Origin of the sequence: Mycobacterium simulans (genome assembly GCF_900232995.1) — a bacterium.
Classification (GTDB): domain Bacteria; phylum Actinomycetota; class Actinomycetes; order Mycobacteriales; family Mycobacteriaceae; genus Mycobacterium; species Mycobacterium simulans.
Genome location: NZ_OCVX01000005.1, coordinates 237,505 through 252,538, shown reverse-complemented (window position 1 = coordinate 252,538; position 15,034 = coordinate 237,505). Strand labels below are relative to the sequence as shown.

The window sequence follows — 15,034 nt, the reverse complement described above, 5'->3', positions numbered from 1 at the left end:
GTCCCACCGATGCCGAATAGCCCGCCGGCTCCGCCGGCTCCGCCGTTGCCGGCAGCCTTAGCGGTCGAGCCCCCGCCGTCGCCACCGTGGCCGCCATTGCCGAGCAGCAGCCCGGCGGCGCCGCCTCGACCCCCGTCGTTGCCAGGCGCGCCGGCCCCGCCGGCCCCGCCGTTGCCGATCAGGATTCCGGCGTCGCCGCCGTTTGCTCCCGACCCCGGGGCCCCCGGCGTGCCGTTCGCGATCAACGGGCGCCCCACCAATGCCATGCTGGGTGCGTTGATTGCATTGAGCAAGGTTTGCTCGACGTTGGTGGCCTCGGCGGCCGCGTAGGCACCCGCGCCCATGTTCATTGCCTGCACGAGTTGAGTGTGAAACGCCGCGGCCTGAGCGCTCAGGGCCTGGTACGCCTGGGCGTGCGCACCGAACAGGGCGGCGACGGCCGCGGATACCTCATCGGCGCCCGCGGCCAGCACCGTCGTCGTCGGCAGTGCCGCCGCTATGTTCGCGGCGCCGATGCTGGACCCGATGCCCGCCAAATCGGTGGCCGCCGCCGCCACGATCTCCGGCGTCGCGATCACAAACGACATTTGGCACCTCTCGATACGTTTGCCCGGGCCAGCGAAGAATCATGGTATCGCCGCCGGCCCTGCGCGGAAGATCATTGTTGACATTTCGCCGCTCCGGGTGGCTGTAACCTGGGCTTTGCTGGGTAGCGTGAGGAACTTCAGGAAAGGCCATGACGGAGACCGGTGGGGACATGGTGGCTCCGATGACACTGCGGGTCTCGGACGCCGACCGCAATGGCACGATGCGGCGCCTGCACAACGCCGTGGCGCTCGGGCTGATCGACATCAACGAGTTCGAGCAGCGCTCGTCACGAGTGTCCTTCGCGCGTACCCGAAATGAACTGGACGGGCTGGTCGGTGACCTGCCCGGGCCGGGTGCGATCGTCACGTCCGCGGCTGACCGGGTGGAACTGCGTGGCTGGGCCGGCTCGCTGAAGCGCCACGGCGCCTGGATGGTGCCCACCAGGCTGGCGCTGGTGCGCCGGCTGGGGTCGATCGACCTCGACCTCACCAAGGCCCGTTTCGCGGGGCCGGTGGTGGTCATCGAGCTCGACCTGAGGTTCGGCTCGCTGGACATGCGGCTCCCGGACGGCGCCAGCGCCTCGATCGACGACGTCGAGGTGTATGTGGGCAGCGCCAGCGACCGTCGCAAAGACGCCCCGGCGGAAGGAACGCCGCATGTCGTGCTCACCGGTCAGGTGGTGTGCGGCTCCGTGGTCATCCGGGGACCGCGCCGCGCATTACTGCGCCGAGCGCGTAACGCGTGATTAAGCTAGCGGTCATGCCTGCTCGAACCGCGCTTTCCCCCGGCGTGCTCTCTCCGACGTTGCCGGTGCCGACATGGATCGCGCGGCCCGAGTATGTCGGCAAGTCGACGGCCAAGGAGGGCACCGAGCCGTGGGTGCAGGAACCCGAGGTGATCGAGAAGATGCGCGTCGCCGGCCGCATCGCGGCGGGTGCGTTGGCCGAGGCGGGTAAGGCGGTCGCACCCGGTGTCACCACCGACGAACTCGACCGGATCGCCCACGACTACATGATCGACAACGGCGCCTATCCATCGACGTTGGGCTACAAAGGATTCCCGAAGTCGTGTTGCACCTCGCTCAACGAGGTCATCTGCCACGGAATCCCGGACTCTACGGTGATTGAAGACGGTGACATCGTCAACATTGACGTCACCGCCTACATCGATGGCGTGCACGGTGACACCAATGCGACCTTTCTGGCGGGCGACGTTTCCGAGGAGCACCGCCTGCTCGTCGAACGAACCCGGGAGGCGACGATGCGTGCGATCAACGCCGTCAAACCCGGGCGGGCGTTGTCGATCATTGGCCGGGTCATCGAGTCATATGCAAATCGGTTCGGGTACAACGTGGTTCGTGATTTCACCGGCCACGGCATCGGCACCACGTTCCACAACGGCCTGGTGGTCCTGCACTATGACCAGCCGGCCGTCGGGACAATCATGCAGCCGGGCATGACATTCACCATCGAGCCGATGATCAACCTGGGCGCGCTGGATTACGAAATCTGGGACGACGACTGGACCGTGGTCACCAAGGACCGCAAGTGGACGGCGCAGTTCGAGCACACCCTGCTGGTTACCGACACCGGCGTCGAGATCCTCACTTGTCTCTAGCGCGAGCAGACACAGAATCGCATGTTCCGGGCGGAAATCGTGCGAGTCTGCGTCTGCTCGCCACGAGAAGGTGAGCGGGGCGCTGCTGGTTGCCGGCACCAGCTCTGACGTCGGGAAGTCCATGGTGGTCGCGGGCCTGTGTCGACTGCTGGCGCGCCGCGGAATCCGGGTCGCGCCGTTCAAGGCGCAAAACATGTCCAACAACTCCGCGGTCACCATCGAGGGCGGCGAAATCGGCCGGGCACAGGCGATTCAGGCCCGAGCGGCGGGACTGGAACCCAGCGTGCGGTTCAATCCGATCCTGCTCAAACCGGGCAGCGACCGGATGTCGCAGCTGGTAATTCGGGGCCAGGCCACCGATTCCGTCACTGCGACCGGCTACATGATGCACCGCGACCGACTTGCCGACGTCGTCATCCACGAATTAACTTGCTTGCGTGACGAATTCGATGCAGTGATCTGCGAGGGGGCCGGTTCTCCTGCCGAAATCAACTTGCGGGCAACAGATTTAACCAATATGGGATTGGCCAGGGCAGTGAACCTGCCGGTGGTTCTGGTGGGCGACATCGATCGCGGTGGCCTGCTGGCTCATCTGTTCGGGACGGTCGCCGTGCTCGAGCCCGACGACCAGGCGTTGATCGCGGGCTTCATCGTCAACAAATTCCGCGGCGACCCGGCGCTGCTGGAACCTGGGCTAGAGCAACTCCGCGAATTGACCGGCCGCCCAACGTATGGGGTGCTGCCCTACGCCGACCAGCTCTGGCTCGACGCCGAGGATTCGCTCTCGGTGGTGGCACATCGCGTCGTCGGCACGCCGGAGCCGCCACGCGGTGACGAGTGGTTGCGGGTGGCCGCGGTTCGGCTGCCCCGGATTTCCAATTCCACCGATGTCGAGGCGCTGGCTTGCGAACCCGGCGTGCTGGTGCGCTGGATCACCGACCCCGCCGACTTGGCCGACGCAGATCTGATCGTGCTTCCGGGCAGCAAGGCCACCGTCGCCGACCTGTCCTGGCTGCGCGACCGCGGCCTGGCCGGCGGAATCGCTGATCACGCGGGACGCGGCAAGCCAGTACTGGGCATCTGCGGGGGCTTTCAGATGTTATGCCGGCGAATCGACGACACGTTTGAATCCGGCACCGGGATAGTCGCCGGGCTGAGCCTTTTGGACGTCGACATCGCGTTCTCCCCGGGCAAGGTCCTGCGTCGTTGGCAGGCGCCTCTGATCGGCTATGAAATCCATCATGGCCGCATCGCTCGGTGCACCGAGACGAGCTGGTTCGATGCCGATGCCGAGTCACAAGGCGTGATGCGCGGCGCGGTTTTCGGCACGCACTGGCACGGTTTGCTGGACAACGACGAATTCCGTCGCGCCTGGCTCACCCGGGTGGCACAATCCGCCGGACGCACCGGATTTGTTGTCGCTGACGACGTGAACGTTGGCGCGCGCCGCGACGCCCAACTGGACCTGATGGCTGACCTGTTGGCATCTCACCTCGACACTGGTGCCATCGTCGGCCTGCTTGACGGCCCGCCGCCGCGACGACCACAGCTAGTCAGCGAGCTGCGCAGCAGCATCCATTCGGCCGACGGGAAATTCGCCGCACCCACGTGATTACCGGTAACTTGCGTAAGTGCCCTCGATGATGACCACGCTCGACGGATTTCCGGTCCCGGTGGCCGTGGCCGGTCCGGAGAAGGGCGTCGTCGTCGTCGTACTCGCTGCCGAGCAGCGCGCGCCGGCCGCGTATGGGGCGGTCTGCGAGCGTCTGCATACCGCATCCCTGCGGACCGTCGTCGTCGGCGCTGACGTGCGGCTGACCCCAAAGTCCGTGATCGGCATCCTCGATTCTCTGGGGATCGTATGGGCGGTGCTGGTCGGCGACCGCGCCGGCGCCGAGCTGGCCTGGGATCTGGCGGCGACCAGGTTGGGTCGGTTCGTCGGGCTGGTGGCGGTCGACCGCGGACATCCGCGAGTGGCCGGCCCTGATGGCGTGATTCGCGACGCAGACTGTCCGCCTGTGGAGATTGGCACGACCGTTCTGGTTAGTTCGCCTGCCGCGCGGGCAATTGCCGACGAAAGCCAGCGGTTCGTCTTCGCTGAATATCGCGTGGTGGATCTCGCTGGGCGGCGCAATGCCCAAGAGTCGACGGCCCAGCTGGCCACCGAGATCGTGTTGCGCGCCAATGGTTGGTAGTCCCTGATGGTTGACTGGCAGTCATGGTGCTGCCGTGGGCCGAGTTGGAACAACTGGTTGCCGCCGGTGACATCGACACCGTCATCGTGGCGTTTACCGACATGCAGGGCAGACTCGCCGGCAAGCGGGTCTCGGGCCGGTTCTTCGTCGACGAGGTGGCCACAAAGGGGGCCGACTGTTGTAGCTATCTGTTGGCCGTCGATGTCGACCTGAATACCGTTTCCGGCTATGCCATGTCGAGCTGGGACAGCGGCTACGGCGACATGGTGATGACGCCGGACCTGAACACCCTTCGGCGCATTCCCTGGCTACCCGGCACGGCACTGGTGCTAGCCGCCCTGGCCTGGGCCGACGGCAGCGCGGTCCCCGCCTCGCCGCGCGGCATCCTGCGGCGCCAGCTCGACCGGCTCAAGGAACGGGGACTGGTCGCCGACGTCGCCACTGAGCTGGAGTTAATCGTCTTCGACCAGTCGTATCGCCAGGCATGGGCCAGCCGCTACCGTGAGCTAACCCCGGCCAGCGACTACAACATCGACTACGCGATATTGGCGTCGTCGCGGATGGAGCCACTGCTGCGGGATATCCGGGTGGGCATGCAGGGCGCGGGCTTGCGGTTCGAGGTCCTCAAGGGCGAGTGCAACCAGGGTCAACAAGAGATCGGGTTCCGTTACGACGAGGCGCTAGTGACGTGTGACAACCACGCGATCTATAAGAACGGCGCCAAGGAAATCGCCGACCAGCACGGCAAGAGTCTGACGTTCATGGCGAAATACGATGAGCGCGAAGGCAACAGCTGTCACGTCCATCTCTCGCTCCGCGGCACCGACGGCTCGGCGGTATTCGCCGACGACAGCGGCCCGCACGACATGTCGGCCACTTTTCGCAGCTTCGTCGCCGGCCAATTGGCCACGCTTCGCGAGCTAACCCTGTTCTATGCGCCGAATATCAATTCCTACAAGCGATTTGCCGACGCAAGTTTCGCGCCCACCGCGGTGGTGTGGGGACTGGACAACCGCACCTGCGCGCTGCGGGTGGTCGGGCATGGCCGCAACATCCGGGTCGAATGCCGGGTCCCCGGCGGGGATGTCAACCAGTACCTCGCCGTGGCGGCGCTGATTGCGGGAGGGCTGTACGGTATCGAGCGGGAACTGGAGCTTCCGCCGCCGCATGCCGGGAATGCCTACCAAGCCCAAGACATCGACCGGCTGCCCGCCACGCTGGCCGAAGCCGCGGCGCTGTTCGGCAAATCGGTGGTCGCGCGCGAGGCGTTCGGCGAGGATGTCGTGGCGCACTACCTGAACCACGCACGCGTGGAGCAGGCGGCGTTCGACGCGGCGGTCACCGATTGGGAGAGGATACGCGGGGTTGAGCGCCTATAACGGGAGTCGGCCGGTAGTAGGCATGACCATGTACCTCGAGCAGGTCCGGACCGGGCCGTGGGACATTCCCGCGGGCTATCTACCCGCCGACTACTTCGAGGGCGTCATCATGGCCGGCGGCATTCCGGTGCTGCTGCCACCGCAGCCGGTGGACACCGGCGCCGCCATCCGCGTGCTGGACAACCCGCACGCATTGGTAATCACGGGCGGCTATGACGTCGACCCCGCCACCTACGGCCAGCAACCGCATCCGACGACCGACCAGCCGCGCCCTGACCGCGACGCCTGGGAGCTGGCGCTGTTGGCTAGTGCGCTGGACCGCGGGCTGCCGGTGCTGGGCATCTGTCGGGGCGCTCAACTGCTCAACATTGCCTTCGGCGGCACCCTGCACCAGCACCTGCCGGAGGTCATAGGCCATAACGGGCATCGGGCCGGCAACGGGGTGTTCACCAGGTTGCCGGTGCGCACCGTGGCGGGCACGCGGCTCGCCGCACTGCTCGGTGAGTCCGCCGACGTGCCGTGCTACCACCATCAGGCCATCGACAAAGTCGGCGCCGGCCTGGTCGTCAGCGCGTGGGACGCCGACGGCGTGGTCGAGGCACTGGAGCTGGCCGGTCCCGGGTTTGCGCTTGCGGTGCAGTGGCATCCGGAGAAGTCCCTCGACGACCTGCGGCTACTACAGGCCCTGGTCGACGCGGCAGGCTCGTACGCGGGCCGATGACTACAGTGCAGCTGATCAACCCCGCCACCGAAGAAGTGCTGCGGTCCGTCGAGCACGCCGACGCCGCCGCGGTGGACGATGCGGTGCGGCGTGCCCAGGCGGCGCAGCGGCGCTGGGCGCGGTTGTCGCCCGCCGAACGAGCGGCCGGCCTACGAGCGTTCGCGGCTGCCGTCGACAACCACATCGACGAACTGGCCGCACTGGAAGTGGCCAACTCCGGACATCCGATCGCGTCGGCCGAGTGGGAGGCCGGCAACGTCCGTGACGTGTTGCAGTTTTATGCCGCCAGCCCGGAACGCTTGTCCGGCAAGCAGATTCCCGTCGCGGGTGGGCTCGATGTGACGTTCAACGAACCACTGGGTGTGGTCGGGGTGATCACGCCCTGGAATTTCCCGATGGTGATCGCCTCCTGGGGTATTGCGCCGGCCCTGGCAGCCGGCAATGCGGTGCTGGTCAAACCGGCCGAGTGGACGCCGATGACCACGATGCGCCTGGGGGAGCTGGCGGTTGAGGCCGGCCTGGACGAAGATCTGTTGCAGGGGTTGCCGGGACGGGGCGCGGTGGTCGGGGAGCGGTTCGTCACCCATCCCGATGTGCGCAAGATCGTGTTCACCGGATCCACCGAAGTCGGCAAGAAGGTGATGACCGGCGCCGCCGCTCAGGTTAAGCGGGTGACCCTGGAACTGGGTGGCAAGAGCGCCAACATCGTCTTCGCCGACTGCGACCTGGAGCGTGCGGCGGCGAGCGCACCCGCCGGGGTTTTCGACAACGCCGGCCAGGATTGCTGCGCCCGCAGCCGAATCCTGGTTCAGCGCAGTGTTTACGATCGGTTCATGGAACTGCTGGAACCGGCAGTGCGTACGATCGTCGTCGGGGATCCAGGGTCGCGCGACACCGAAATGGGGCCGCTGGTATCGGCCGCGCATCGTGACAAGGTGGCCTCGTATGTGCCCGAGGACGCCCCCGTCGCATTCCGCGGCACCGCCCCCCAAGGGCGTGGATTTTGGTTTCCCCCAACGGTTCTCATTCCCAAGCGCACCGACCGCACCGTCACCGAGGAGATCTTCGGCCCGGTGGTCACGGTGCTGATGTTCGACGACGAGGCGGACGCCATCACGCTGGCGAACGACACCGCATACGGGCTGTCCGGATCGATCTGGACCAACGACCTGTCGCGCGCGCTGCGGGTGTCGCGGGCTGTCGAGTCGGGCAACCTGTCGGTGAATTCACACTCGTCGGTGCGCTTCAATACCCCGTTCGGCGGCTTCAAGCAGTCGGGTCTGGGCCGCGAGCTCGGGCCGGATGCGCCGCTGCATTTCACCGAAACCAAGAATGTGTTCATCGCAATCGGTGAGGAGTTACCGTGACGGATCTGACCCGACGGCTGGCGGGCCGGGTGGCGGTCATCACCGGCGGTGGCAGCGGCATCGGTCTGGCCGCCGGCCGTCGGATGCAGGCCGAAGGTGCGACGATCGTCGTCGGCGATATCGACGTCGAGGCCGGCGCCGCGGCCGCTGCCGAACTTTCCGGTTTGTTTGTGCCAGTCGATGTTTGCGATGAAACAGCGGTCGATGCGTTGTTCGACATCGCAGCGAAAACCTACGGCTCGGTCGACGTTGCGTTCAACAACGCCGGCATCTCGCCGCCAGAGGACGACCTGATCGAAAACACCGAACTGCCGGCATGGCAACGGGTTCAAGACGTCAATTTGAAATCGGTGTATTTGTGTTGCCGGGCTGCGTTGCGGCACATGGTCCCCGCCGGGAAGGGTTCGATCATCAACACGGCGTCTTTCGTCGCGGTGCTGGGTTCGGCGACGTCGCAGATTTCTTACACCGCCTCGAAGGGCGGGGTCTTGGCCATGTCGCGGGAACTGGGGGTGCAGTTCGCCCGGCAGGGCATCCGGGTCAACGCGCTGTGCCCCGGACCGGTCAATACTCCACTGCTGCAAGAGCTTTTCGCCAAGGATCCGGAACGGGCGGCGCGCCGGCTGGTGCACGTGCCGTTGGGACGATTCGCCGAGCCCGACGAAATAGCGGCTGCTGTAGCGTTTTTGGCCAGCGACGACGCATCGTTCATCACCGCCTCGACATTCTTGGTCGACGGGGGCATTAGCTCGGCTTACGTCACCCCGCTGTAGTGCCGACAAGGCTCAGCCGCGGAAAACTATCAGCGGTATCGCCATTTCGGCCGCGGTGGCCCCGCCGTGAAAACCGATGAGACGAGCCGTTTCTGGAGGTTCGTGGGCGGTTGCCAGCACCACCGCCTCACACACGCAGGTGACCACGACATCGCCGATCCGGGGCAAGTGACACGGGTCCACAGGCCCGAAAATTCCCGATGCAACAGCCTCCTCGCGGGTTCGGACATCCGCCCAGCGGCCAAGCGTTTCGCGCCACGCGGCCAGCACATCCGTCGCGGCGCCGGGCTCGGTGTGTAGGTAACGCACCCGCGGTTCTCCGGCGACCACTTGTACTCCAGCCCGCAGCGTCGGGTTGCAGTCTAGGTCGAGGCGGCCGTTCGCGGGGACGTTAACGCCACCATGGTCGGCCGTCACCAGCAGGGCCGCGTTCGTGGGCAGCGCGTCGACCAGGCGGGTCAGCAGCTTGTCAATTCGGACCGCCGCGTCGTGCCACTGAGTCGACCCGATGCCGAACACGTGGCCCGCTGTGTCCAGGTCCGCAACATAGCCGTAGACCAGACCGGGCGCCGCGTGCAGCTCGTCGATCATCCGCTGGGCGTAATCCTCGGCACTGTGCGTCGGTCGAAACTGCGCCCCACGATATGCCGCGGCGGTCAACCCGCTGCCGATAAACCACTCCGGTAGTACGGCGCGGGCACTGACACCCGCCTGCGCCAAGCGCTCGAACCAGGTTGGTACCGGCTGCCATTCGGTGTGTGGTGGGTCATTGCGCCACCTAATGTGGTTGAGCACGCGGCTTGTGCCGGGGATATTGAGGGTGAAGCCGAGAATGCCGTGCTCGCCGGGCGGGGCGCCGGTGCCCAGGGACACCAGACTCGTTGGTGTGGTGGACGGAAAGGTACAGACCAGGTGGCTCATCCGACCGGTGCCGCCGGTCAGGACGGAAGCCAATAGCGGTGCGTCGCCGTACAACTGCGGAAGTAGGTGCCAACCCATTCCGTCGACAAGGAGCACGGCCACTCGATCGGCGTCACCGACCCAATCCGCCAGTTGCAGCCTGTCGACAGCGCCCGGGACCCCAAGCAGCGCCGCCGCAGCCGGCAACACATCGCAGATCGTGACGAGCATGCGGCCAGTGTGGCACGGATCCAGGCCCGCTCCGGTTTGATGGATGACGATGGCGTGGGGGTTAGCCGACTCGCTCGGCCGCCGGTGTCCACTTTTCGTCAATGCGGCCATAGCGCCAGATCAGCAGGGCGATGGCCCAAGCAGTGACGAACAATCCCACCACAACGAAGCCGACCGCATTGAGATTGAGGCCGCCAAGCCAGTCCCAGAAGGGGCCGTGCCAGCCGAACCGCTCGGCGAATAGCCCAGCCAGTTCGACGCTGCCAATCACCAGCGCGACGGCCACCGAAAGGGTAGTGATGGTGATGTTGTAGTAGATCTTGCGCACCGGGTTGGAGAACGCCCAGCCGTAGGCGAAGTTCATGAACGAGCCGTCGATGGTGTCCAAGAGGCACATGCCCGCGGTGAACAATACGGGCAGACACAGGATGGCGTACCAGGGCAGCCCGGCCGCCGCGCTGGTGCCGGCTAGGACCAATAGCGCGATTTCGGTGGCGGTGTCGAATCCCAGTCCGAACAGCAACCCCACCGGATACATGTGCCACGACTTGGTGATCGACTTGGTCAACCGGCCGAGAAACCGATTGATCAGTCCGCGGTTTTGTAGTTGCCGTTCAAGTTCGGTCTCGTTGTAGTTGCCGCGGCGCAATCGCGCGAACACCCGCAGGATGCCGGCCAGCACGATGAGGTTGAGTATGGCGATCAAGTACAAGAACAGGCCCGAGACACCTGTGCCGATCAAGCCGGCGTAGCGGTGCAGCGTCGAGGAATCGTCCTCGACCGGTCCAGCGATGACCTTGAGCCCGGTGGCCAGCAACACCGCGAGCCCAAAGACCACGGTGGAGTGGCCCAGCGAGAAGAAGAAGCCGACGGCCAACGGCCGCTGCCCATCGCTCATCAACTTGCGGGTGGTGTTGTCGATGGCGGCGATGTGGTCGGCATCGAATGCATGCCGCAACCCCAGGGTGTAGGCCGTAAGCCCGACGCCGAAGCCAAATGCCTTGCCGCCCAGACTAAGTCGTGCCGGATTCACGACGCAGACCAGGGTGAGCCAACCAACCAGATGCACCCCGACGATCACCGCCAGCATCAGTCCCAGGCGTCGCCATTCCGAAGCCGACAGGAAGCTGCGCAGTCTGGACCATCGTGGCCTTCGACAGTTGAGGCGTCGGTTGAGCTCACTGCTGGCCATAGCAGTCCTTCCAGCATTGGGCAGACCCAACGACTGTAGGTTCACGCTCGAGCTGGACGCAAATTAGTTGCAGCAATGGGCCTTCCGATTGGCACGGCACCAACCGCTGGCAATCTCAGGCATCGGGCGGTAACCACCCTGGTCGACCCAGGGGTGTTGTACGCATTGACCCGCGACGGCGGCGTCACCATTTTCGGCCTGGCCGCGGCCCCGCCCGAGCGCGGAAACCGGGATCCGTGCGCGCCGGGGTTGCCGCCGAAGCCCCGTACCGGACCAGCCGGAGGCCTTGCCGCCTATCCGGCCGCCTCGATCAACCGTGCGCGCCAATCGCGCCGTCTGCGCCCGCAACACCGTCGGATCCAGGGCTGCCCGGCGAGATTGACCCGGAGCCCGCCGCACCGCCGCCGCCGGCCGCCCCGCCCGCACCGCCGGCGCCGCCCGCACCACCCGCGCCGCCGGCGCCGGTGCCGCCGGTGTGTCCGATCAGCCACCCTCCAGACCCCTTCCGAACAGGCCGGCGCTGCCACCGTGGCCCCCGTGCCCGCCTATACCGCCGTTGATATTCGCGGCGCCGGACCCACCGAGTCCGCCGGCCCCGCCGTTACCGAACAGCAGGCCCCCGATGCCGCCGTTACCACCGGCCGCACCCGTCCCGCCGGCGCCGCCAGCCCCGCCATTGCCGATCAACCCCGCGTCACCGCCGGCGCCGCCCGCTTGCGTGGGCCCACCGGCGGCGCCATTACCGCCGTTGCCGTACAGCAACCCGCCCGGCCCGCCGGCCTCGCCGGGTGCCGACCCATCGACGCCGTTGCCGATCAGCGGGCGACCTAGCAGCGCCTGGGTGGGCGCATTGACCGCGTCCAGCAGGGCCTGCAAAGGCGTCGCGTTGCCGGCTTCAGCGCGGGCATACGAGCCTCCAGCCGTGGTTAAAGCCCGCACAAACTGGCCATGAACCGCCGCCGCTTGGCTGCTAACGGCGTGGTATTCGCGGGCGTGCGTGCTGAATAGCGCCGCGACCGCCACTGACACCTCATCCTCGGCCGCGGCCAGCAACTGAGTTGTGGGAACCGACGCGGCGGTGCTAGCCGCAATGATCGATGACCTGATGGCCGCCAGATCTGAAGAGGCCGCCGCGAGCAGGTCCGGTGTTGCGATCACAAATGGCAACGACGGCACCTTCCACTGGAGAGACCTGGGATCCAGCGTTTTGTCAGAGCACAATCGACGAGACGGATCTTATCGATGACACGCCATGGCGTCTCGCGTTTGGTGCGGGCTTCGTGATTGCCGACCCGCCCGAGCTGATACGGCAACGAGACGTCGCCGAGTGCGAAAATCCCACCCACCGTGGTCCGTTGGTATTCGTCGAGGACTGTTCGGCCGACCTCGTCGGGCGACACCGCAGGACGTTGCGCTCTATAGCTGTGCACTACGTACTTTGGGGCTTCTTGCGAATACATTCATGACACTTTTCGAAGTTTCTCTTTATAAATTCGCAATGGTTCGAAGCGAGCAGCAACCGATGATGCGTCGTCATATGGAGCCGAACAGGCAGGAGTCGACATGAACTCAGTGCAGATCCAACAGCGCGTTTTCCACCGCCTCGGGCAGCGCCGGATGGATCCAGTACTGACCGCGGGCCATTTCGCGCGCGGTTAGTCCGAAGCTCATCGCCTGGATCAACGGCTGGATGAGTGACGATGCCTGGTAGCCCAGGATGTGCGCCCCTAGCAGGCGTCCGCTACCGCGTTCGGCGATGAGTTTGACCATGCCGGTGGTGTCTTCCATCGCCCAGCCGTAGGCAACGTCGCGGTATTCCTGAATCTTGACTGAGATAGCGAAACCTTTTGCAACAGCTTGATTTTCAGTCAATCCAACGGTCGCCAGCGGGGGATCGGTGAACACCGCTGACGGTACGAAACGGTGGTCGGTGACGGCCATCGACTCGGTGTCATCCCAGTCGCAGAGCAGATTGTGCTGCACGACGCGGGCTTCATGGTTGGCGACGTGCTTGAGCAGATAGGGTGACGAGACGTCACCAAGCGCGAAAACCCCACGCGCCGTGGTCCGTTGGTATTCATCGACCGCTATGTGGCCGGCCTCAACGTCAATCCCCGCTTGCTCAGCGTCTAGCAGATCGGCATTAGACACCCGGCCGGTCGCGACCAGCAGCAGGTCAGCGTTCACGATACAACCGTCGTCGAGCTCCAGCGCGACGCCGGGGCCGCGGTTTTGGGCGCGCACGACGTGGCGTTGGGTGCGCAGTTCCCACTTCTGGGACGCGATGCGGGTGAACCGCTCGCAGATGGAATCATCGTAATGCCGCAGCATGGTGCTGCCCCGGATCACCAAGGTGACTCGCACGCCCAAAGCCGAAAACACATGCGCGAATTCAGCGGCCACGAAGCCGCTTCCGACGATCGCGAGGTGTTCGGGCAGCTCAGCGATCCGCATGATGGTGTCGCTGGTGTGATAGTCGACGCCGGACGCCAGAATGGCCGCCGGTATCACCGGCCGCGAGCCCGCCGCGATCACCACCTGTTCGGCGGTGAACTCTTCGCCCGCGGCGGTGCGCAACAGATAGCGCCCGTCGGCCTGAACCGGTCCGAAGCGGGTGTGCAGCCGGTATACGTCGATATTGGGCGAAGAGCGCCGATAGTCCTCGCCGCTGAGCGCGATCGGATCGATCCGTCCGAAGACTCGCGAGACGACGTCGTCCCAGCGCACCCGGTCGATGTGCGCGTCCACGCCGTACCGTGCGGCGCCCCGGATCGTGTTGGCGACGTCGGCGGCGTAGACGAACATCTTCGTGGGGATGCATCCGACGTTCAGGCAAGTACCGCCAAAGGCGCCCTGCTCGCAGATCGCGGTACGCTTGCCGGCATACCGTTCGTCGAGAATGCTGTTGCCTGAACCTGTTCCGATGATCGCGAGATCATACGTTTCCATATTGGGTCGCTTGCCCTTTCGTTGACGATGCCGCGATTTCGGTTTCGTTCAGCATCCGGAGGTAGTCGTCCAGCCAGAGATTTAGTTGGCGATAGGCCATCTGCCGCGGCTCTGGCAGCGACAAGAACACATCGTGTTTGGCATCAGCCACGGGAATGATGGTGCTGCGGTTGCCAATACAGCCGGCCCATTGGGCGATATGAGTGACGTCGAGAACCGCGTCGCCCCGTTGTAGGGCTATCGGGCCGGCGTTTTCGCGCACGGTGTGATCCGAACGCAGGATCAGGTTGGGCACGCCAACGTCGAGTCCGCGATGCAGCCTGGCGTGGCCGCGGCGCACGGCATGCAGCCAGCCGGCTGTGATCGGAAAGCCCCCCACCGGTTTCCACTGCAGGTTGTAGTCGAACTCTCCGTCGTAGTCTCGATGCAGGCTGGTGCCGTAACCACCCTCGACCGGCACCCGGACCACTGCCTTGGAGCGCACTCGCGAGAGCGCGGCGATCGTGGCTGAGGTCACGCCCATGCGCACGATTGCCGGGCCTTGCAGATCCAGGAACGGGCTGTTGAGCACGAGGCCGGCGACACCGAAACGTGTGGTCGCGCCGCGCCGGCGCAACCGGTCGAGCCACAGCGACACGATCAATCCACCCGCCGAATGGCCGTATACCAAGATCCTGGCCGAACGGTTCTGTTCGCGGATGACCGCAAGGGCCTGATCGAGTTCGGCATCGTAGTGGGCCAGATCGGTGGTGTAGTGCGGCGTCTGGCTGGGCTGTCGGGAGCGGCCGCACTTGCGTAGGTCCAGCGCGTAGAAGGCGAAGCCGCGGCCGGCGAACTGATCGGCCAACTCGGTGTGGAAGAAGTAGTCGGTATAGCCGTGTATCGCTAGGACCGCATGATCCGCGCCGGTGCAATCACCACGACGTATCAGGGTCGCGACTACGTCGCCCTCGCCGTCGGGATCGGGCCCAAGCGGGATTGTCTGCTGCCAATAGCCGGGCAGTACGTCGGCTATCCAGCCGGTCACCGAGCCACTCACGGGGTCAGCTTAGAACGTGGTCACGGCTCTTGTTGCGGCCTGTTGTCCCCCGATCGGGGGACAGTCGTGGTCGTGCCGATGGT

At 65.6% G+C, this 15,034-nt stretch carries 13 protein-coding genes and 1 pseudogene; 8 read left to right on the top strand and 6 right to left on the bottom strand.

Going from position 1 to position 15,034, the window contains the following annotated elements:
- On the bottom strand, nucleotides 1–587 hold a 587-nt coding region (locus MSIMFI_RS19845; protein WP_191498803.1), incomplete at its 3' end, for a PE family protein.
- Nucleotides 588–736: 149 nt separating this feature from the next.
- Between MSIMFI_RS19845 and MSIMFI_RS19840 the strand changes: the two genes are divergently transcribed.
- From MSIMFI_RS19840 to MSIMFI_RS19805, 8 genes are all read left to right on the top strand, one after another.
- Nucleotides 737–1,333 (top strand): DUF1707 SHOCT-like domain-containing protein, encoded by a 597-nt coding sequence (locus MSIMFI_RS19840; RefSeq protein WP_191498802.1) that lies wholly within the window; start codon nucleotides 737–739, stop codon nucleotides 1,331–1,333.
- Nucleotides 1,334–1,347: 14 nt separating this feature from the next.
- Nucleotides 1,348–2,205, top strand: a complete 858-nt coding sequence (gene map, locus MSIMFI_RS19835) for a type I methionyl aminopeptidase (RefSeq protein ID WP_191498801.1) — start codon at nucleotides 1,348–1,350, stop codon at nucleotides 2,203–2,205.
- Between the two features lie 70 nt (nucleotides 2,206–2,275).
- Entirely contained in the window at nucleotides 2,276–3,817 is a 1,542-nt protein-coding gene (locus MSIMFI_RS19830) for a cobyric acid synthase (RefSeq protein WP_191498800.1), read from the top strand.
- Between the two features lie 28 nt (nucleotides 3,818–3,845).
- Nucleotides 3,846–4,400, top strand: a complete 555-nt coding sequence (locus MSIMFI_RS19825) for an alpha/beta hydrolase (RefSeq protein ID WP_186245679.1) — start codon at nucleotides 3,846–3,848, stop codon at nucleotides 4,398–4,400.
- Nucleotides 4,401–4,423: 23 nt separating this feature from the next.
- Entirely contained in the window at nucleotides 4,424–5,779 is a 1,356-nt protein-coding gene (locus tag MSIMFI_RS19820) for a glutamine synthetase family protein (protein WP_191498799.1), read from the top strand.
- 22 nt (nucleotides 5,780–5,801) lie between these two features.
- The gene (locus MSIMFI_RS19815) at nucleotides 5,802–6,500 is read left to right on the top strand and encodes a gamma-glutamyl-gamma-aminobutyrate hydrolase family protein (protein ID WP_191499090.1); all 699 of its coding nucleotides are present in this window, start codon (nucleotides 5,802–5,804) and stop codon (nucleotides 6,498–6,500) included.
- Entirely contained in the window at nucleotides 6,497–7,867 is a 1,371-nt protein-coding gene (locus tag MSIMFI_RS19810) for an aldehyde dehydrogenase family protein (protein WP_191498798.1), read from the top strand. The genes MSIMFI_RS19815 and MSIMFI_RS19810 overlap by 4 nt, the downstream gene beginning before the upstream one ends.
- Nucleotides 7,864–8,640 (top strand): 3-oxoacyl-ACP reductase, encoded by a 777-nt coding sequence (locus MSIMFI_RS19805; RefSeq protein WP_186242461.1) that lies wholly within the window; start codon nucleotides 7,864–7,866, stop codon nucleotides 8,638–8,640. Before MSIMFI_RS19810 ends, MSIMFI_RS19805 begins: the two co-directional genes overlap by 4 nt.
- Nucleotides 8,641–8,652: 12 nt before the next feature.
- Here the strand turns inward: MSIMFI_RS19805 and MSIMFI_RS19800 are convergent, their stop codons facing one another.
- The 5 genes and pseudogenes from MSIMFI_RS19800 to MSIMFI_RS19780 all read right to left on the bottom strand — a co-directional run bounded on the left by MSIMFI_RS19800 (nucleotide 8,653) and on the right by MSIMFI_RS19780 (nucleotide 14,939).
- A complete protein-coding gene (locus MSIMFI_RS19800) occupies nucleotides 8,653–9,771 on the bottom strand; it encodes an alkaline phosphatase family protein (protein ID WP_191498797.1) in 1,119 nt (372 codons plus the stop codon).
- Between the two features lie 61 nt (nucleotides 9,772–9,832).
- Nucleotides 9,833–10,963, bottom strand: a complete 1,131-nt coding sequence (locus MSIMFI_RS19795; protein ID WP_191498796.1) for a Nickel transporter NicT — start codon at nucleotides 10,961–10,963, stop codon at nucleotides 9,833–9,835.
- A 313-nt stretch (nucleotides 10,964–11,276) separates the two neighbouring features.
- Nucleotides 11,277–12,130 (bottom strand): annotated as a pseudogene (locus tag MSIMFI_RS19790) (PE family protein); the annotation flags it as partial.
- A gap of 402 nt (nucleotides 12,131–12,532) precedes the next feature.
- Nucleotides 12,533–13,912: a mycothione reductase gene (gene mtr / locus MSIMFI_RS19785; protein ID WP_191498795.1), complete on the bottom strand. Its 1,380-nt coding sequence runs from the start codon at nucleotides 13,910–13,912 to the stop codon at nucleotides 12,533–12,535.
- Entirely contained in the window at nucleotides 13,899–14,939 is a 1,041-nt protein-coding gene (locus MSIMFI_RS19780; protein WP_191499089.1) for an alpha/beta hydrolase, read from the bottom strand. Before MSIMFI_RS19780 ends, mtr begins: the two co-directional genes overlap by 14 nt.
- Between the last annotated feature and the right edge of the window lie 95 nt (nucleotides 14,940–15,034).

What these genes read in the sequence shown, in the direction of transcription:
- MSIMFI_RS19840 (WP_191498802.1), top strand. Translation starts at nt 737, where the DNA reads ATGACGGAGACCGGTGGGGACATGGTGGCTCCGATGACACTGCGGGTC.
- MSIMFI_RS19795 (WP_191498796.1), bottom strand. Translation starts at nt 10,963, where the DNA reads ATGGCCAGCAGTGAGCTCAACCGACGCCTCAACTGTCGAAGGCCACGA.
- MSIMFI_RS19820 (WP_191498799.1), top strand. Translation starts at nt 4,424, where the DNA reads ATGGTGCTGCCGTGGGCCGAGTTGGAACAACTGGTTGCCGCCGGTGAC.
- map (WP_191498801.1), top strand. Translation starts at nt 1,348, where the DNA reads ATGCCTGCTCGAACCGCGCTTTCCCCCGGCGTGCTCTCTCCGACGTTG.
- MSIMFI_RS19800 (WP_191498797.1), bottom strand. Translation starts at nt 9,771, where the DNA reads ATGCTCGTCACGATCTGCGATGTGTTGCCGGCTGCGGCGGCGCTGCTT.
- mtr (WP_191498795.1), bottom strand. Translation starts at nt 13,912, where the DNA reads ATGGAAACGTATGATCTCGCGATCATCGGAACAGGTTCAGGCAACAGC.
- MSIMFI_RS19825 (WP_186245679.1), top strand. Translation starts at nt 3,846, where the DNA reads ATGATGACCACGCTCGACGGATTTCCGGTCCCGGTGGCCGTGGCCGGT.
- MSIMFI_RS19810 (WP_191498798.1), top strand. Translation starts at nt 6,497, where the DNA reads ATGACTACAGTGCAGCTGATCAACCCCGCCACCGAAGAAGTGCTGCGG.
- MSIMFI_RS19815 (WP_191499090.1), top strand. Translation starts at nt 5,802, where the DNA reads ATGACCATGTACCTCGAGCAGGTCCGGACCGGGCCGTGGGACATTCCC.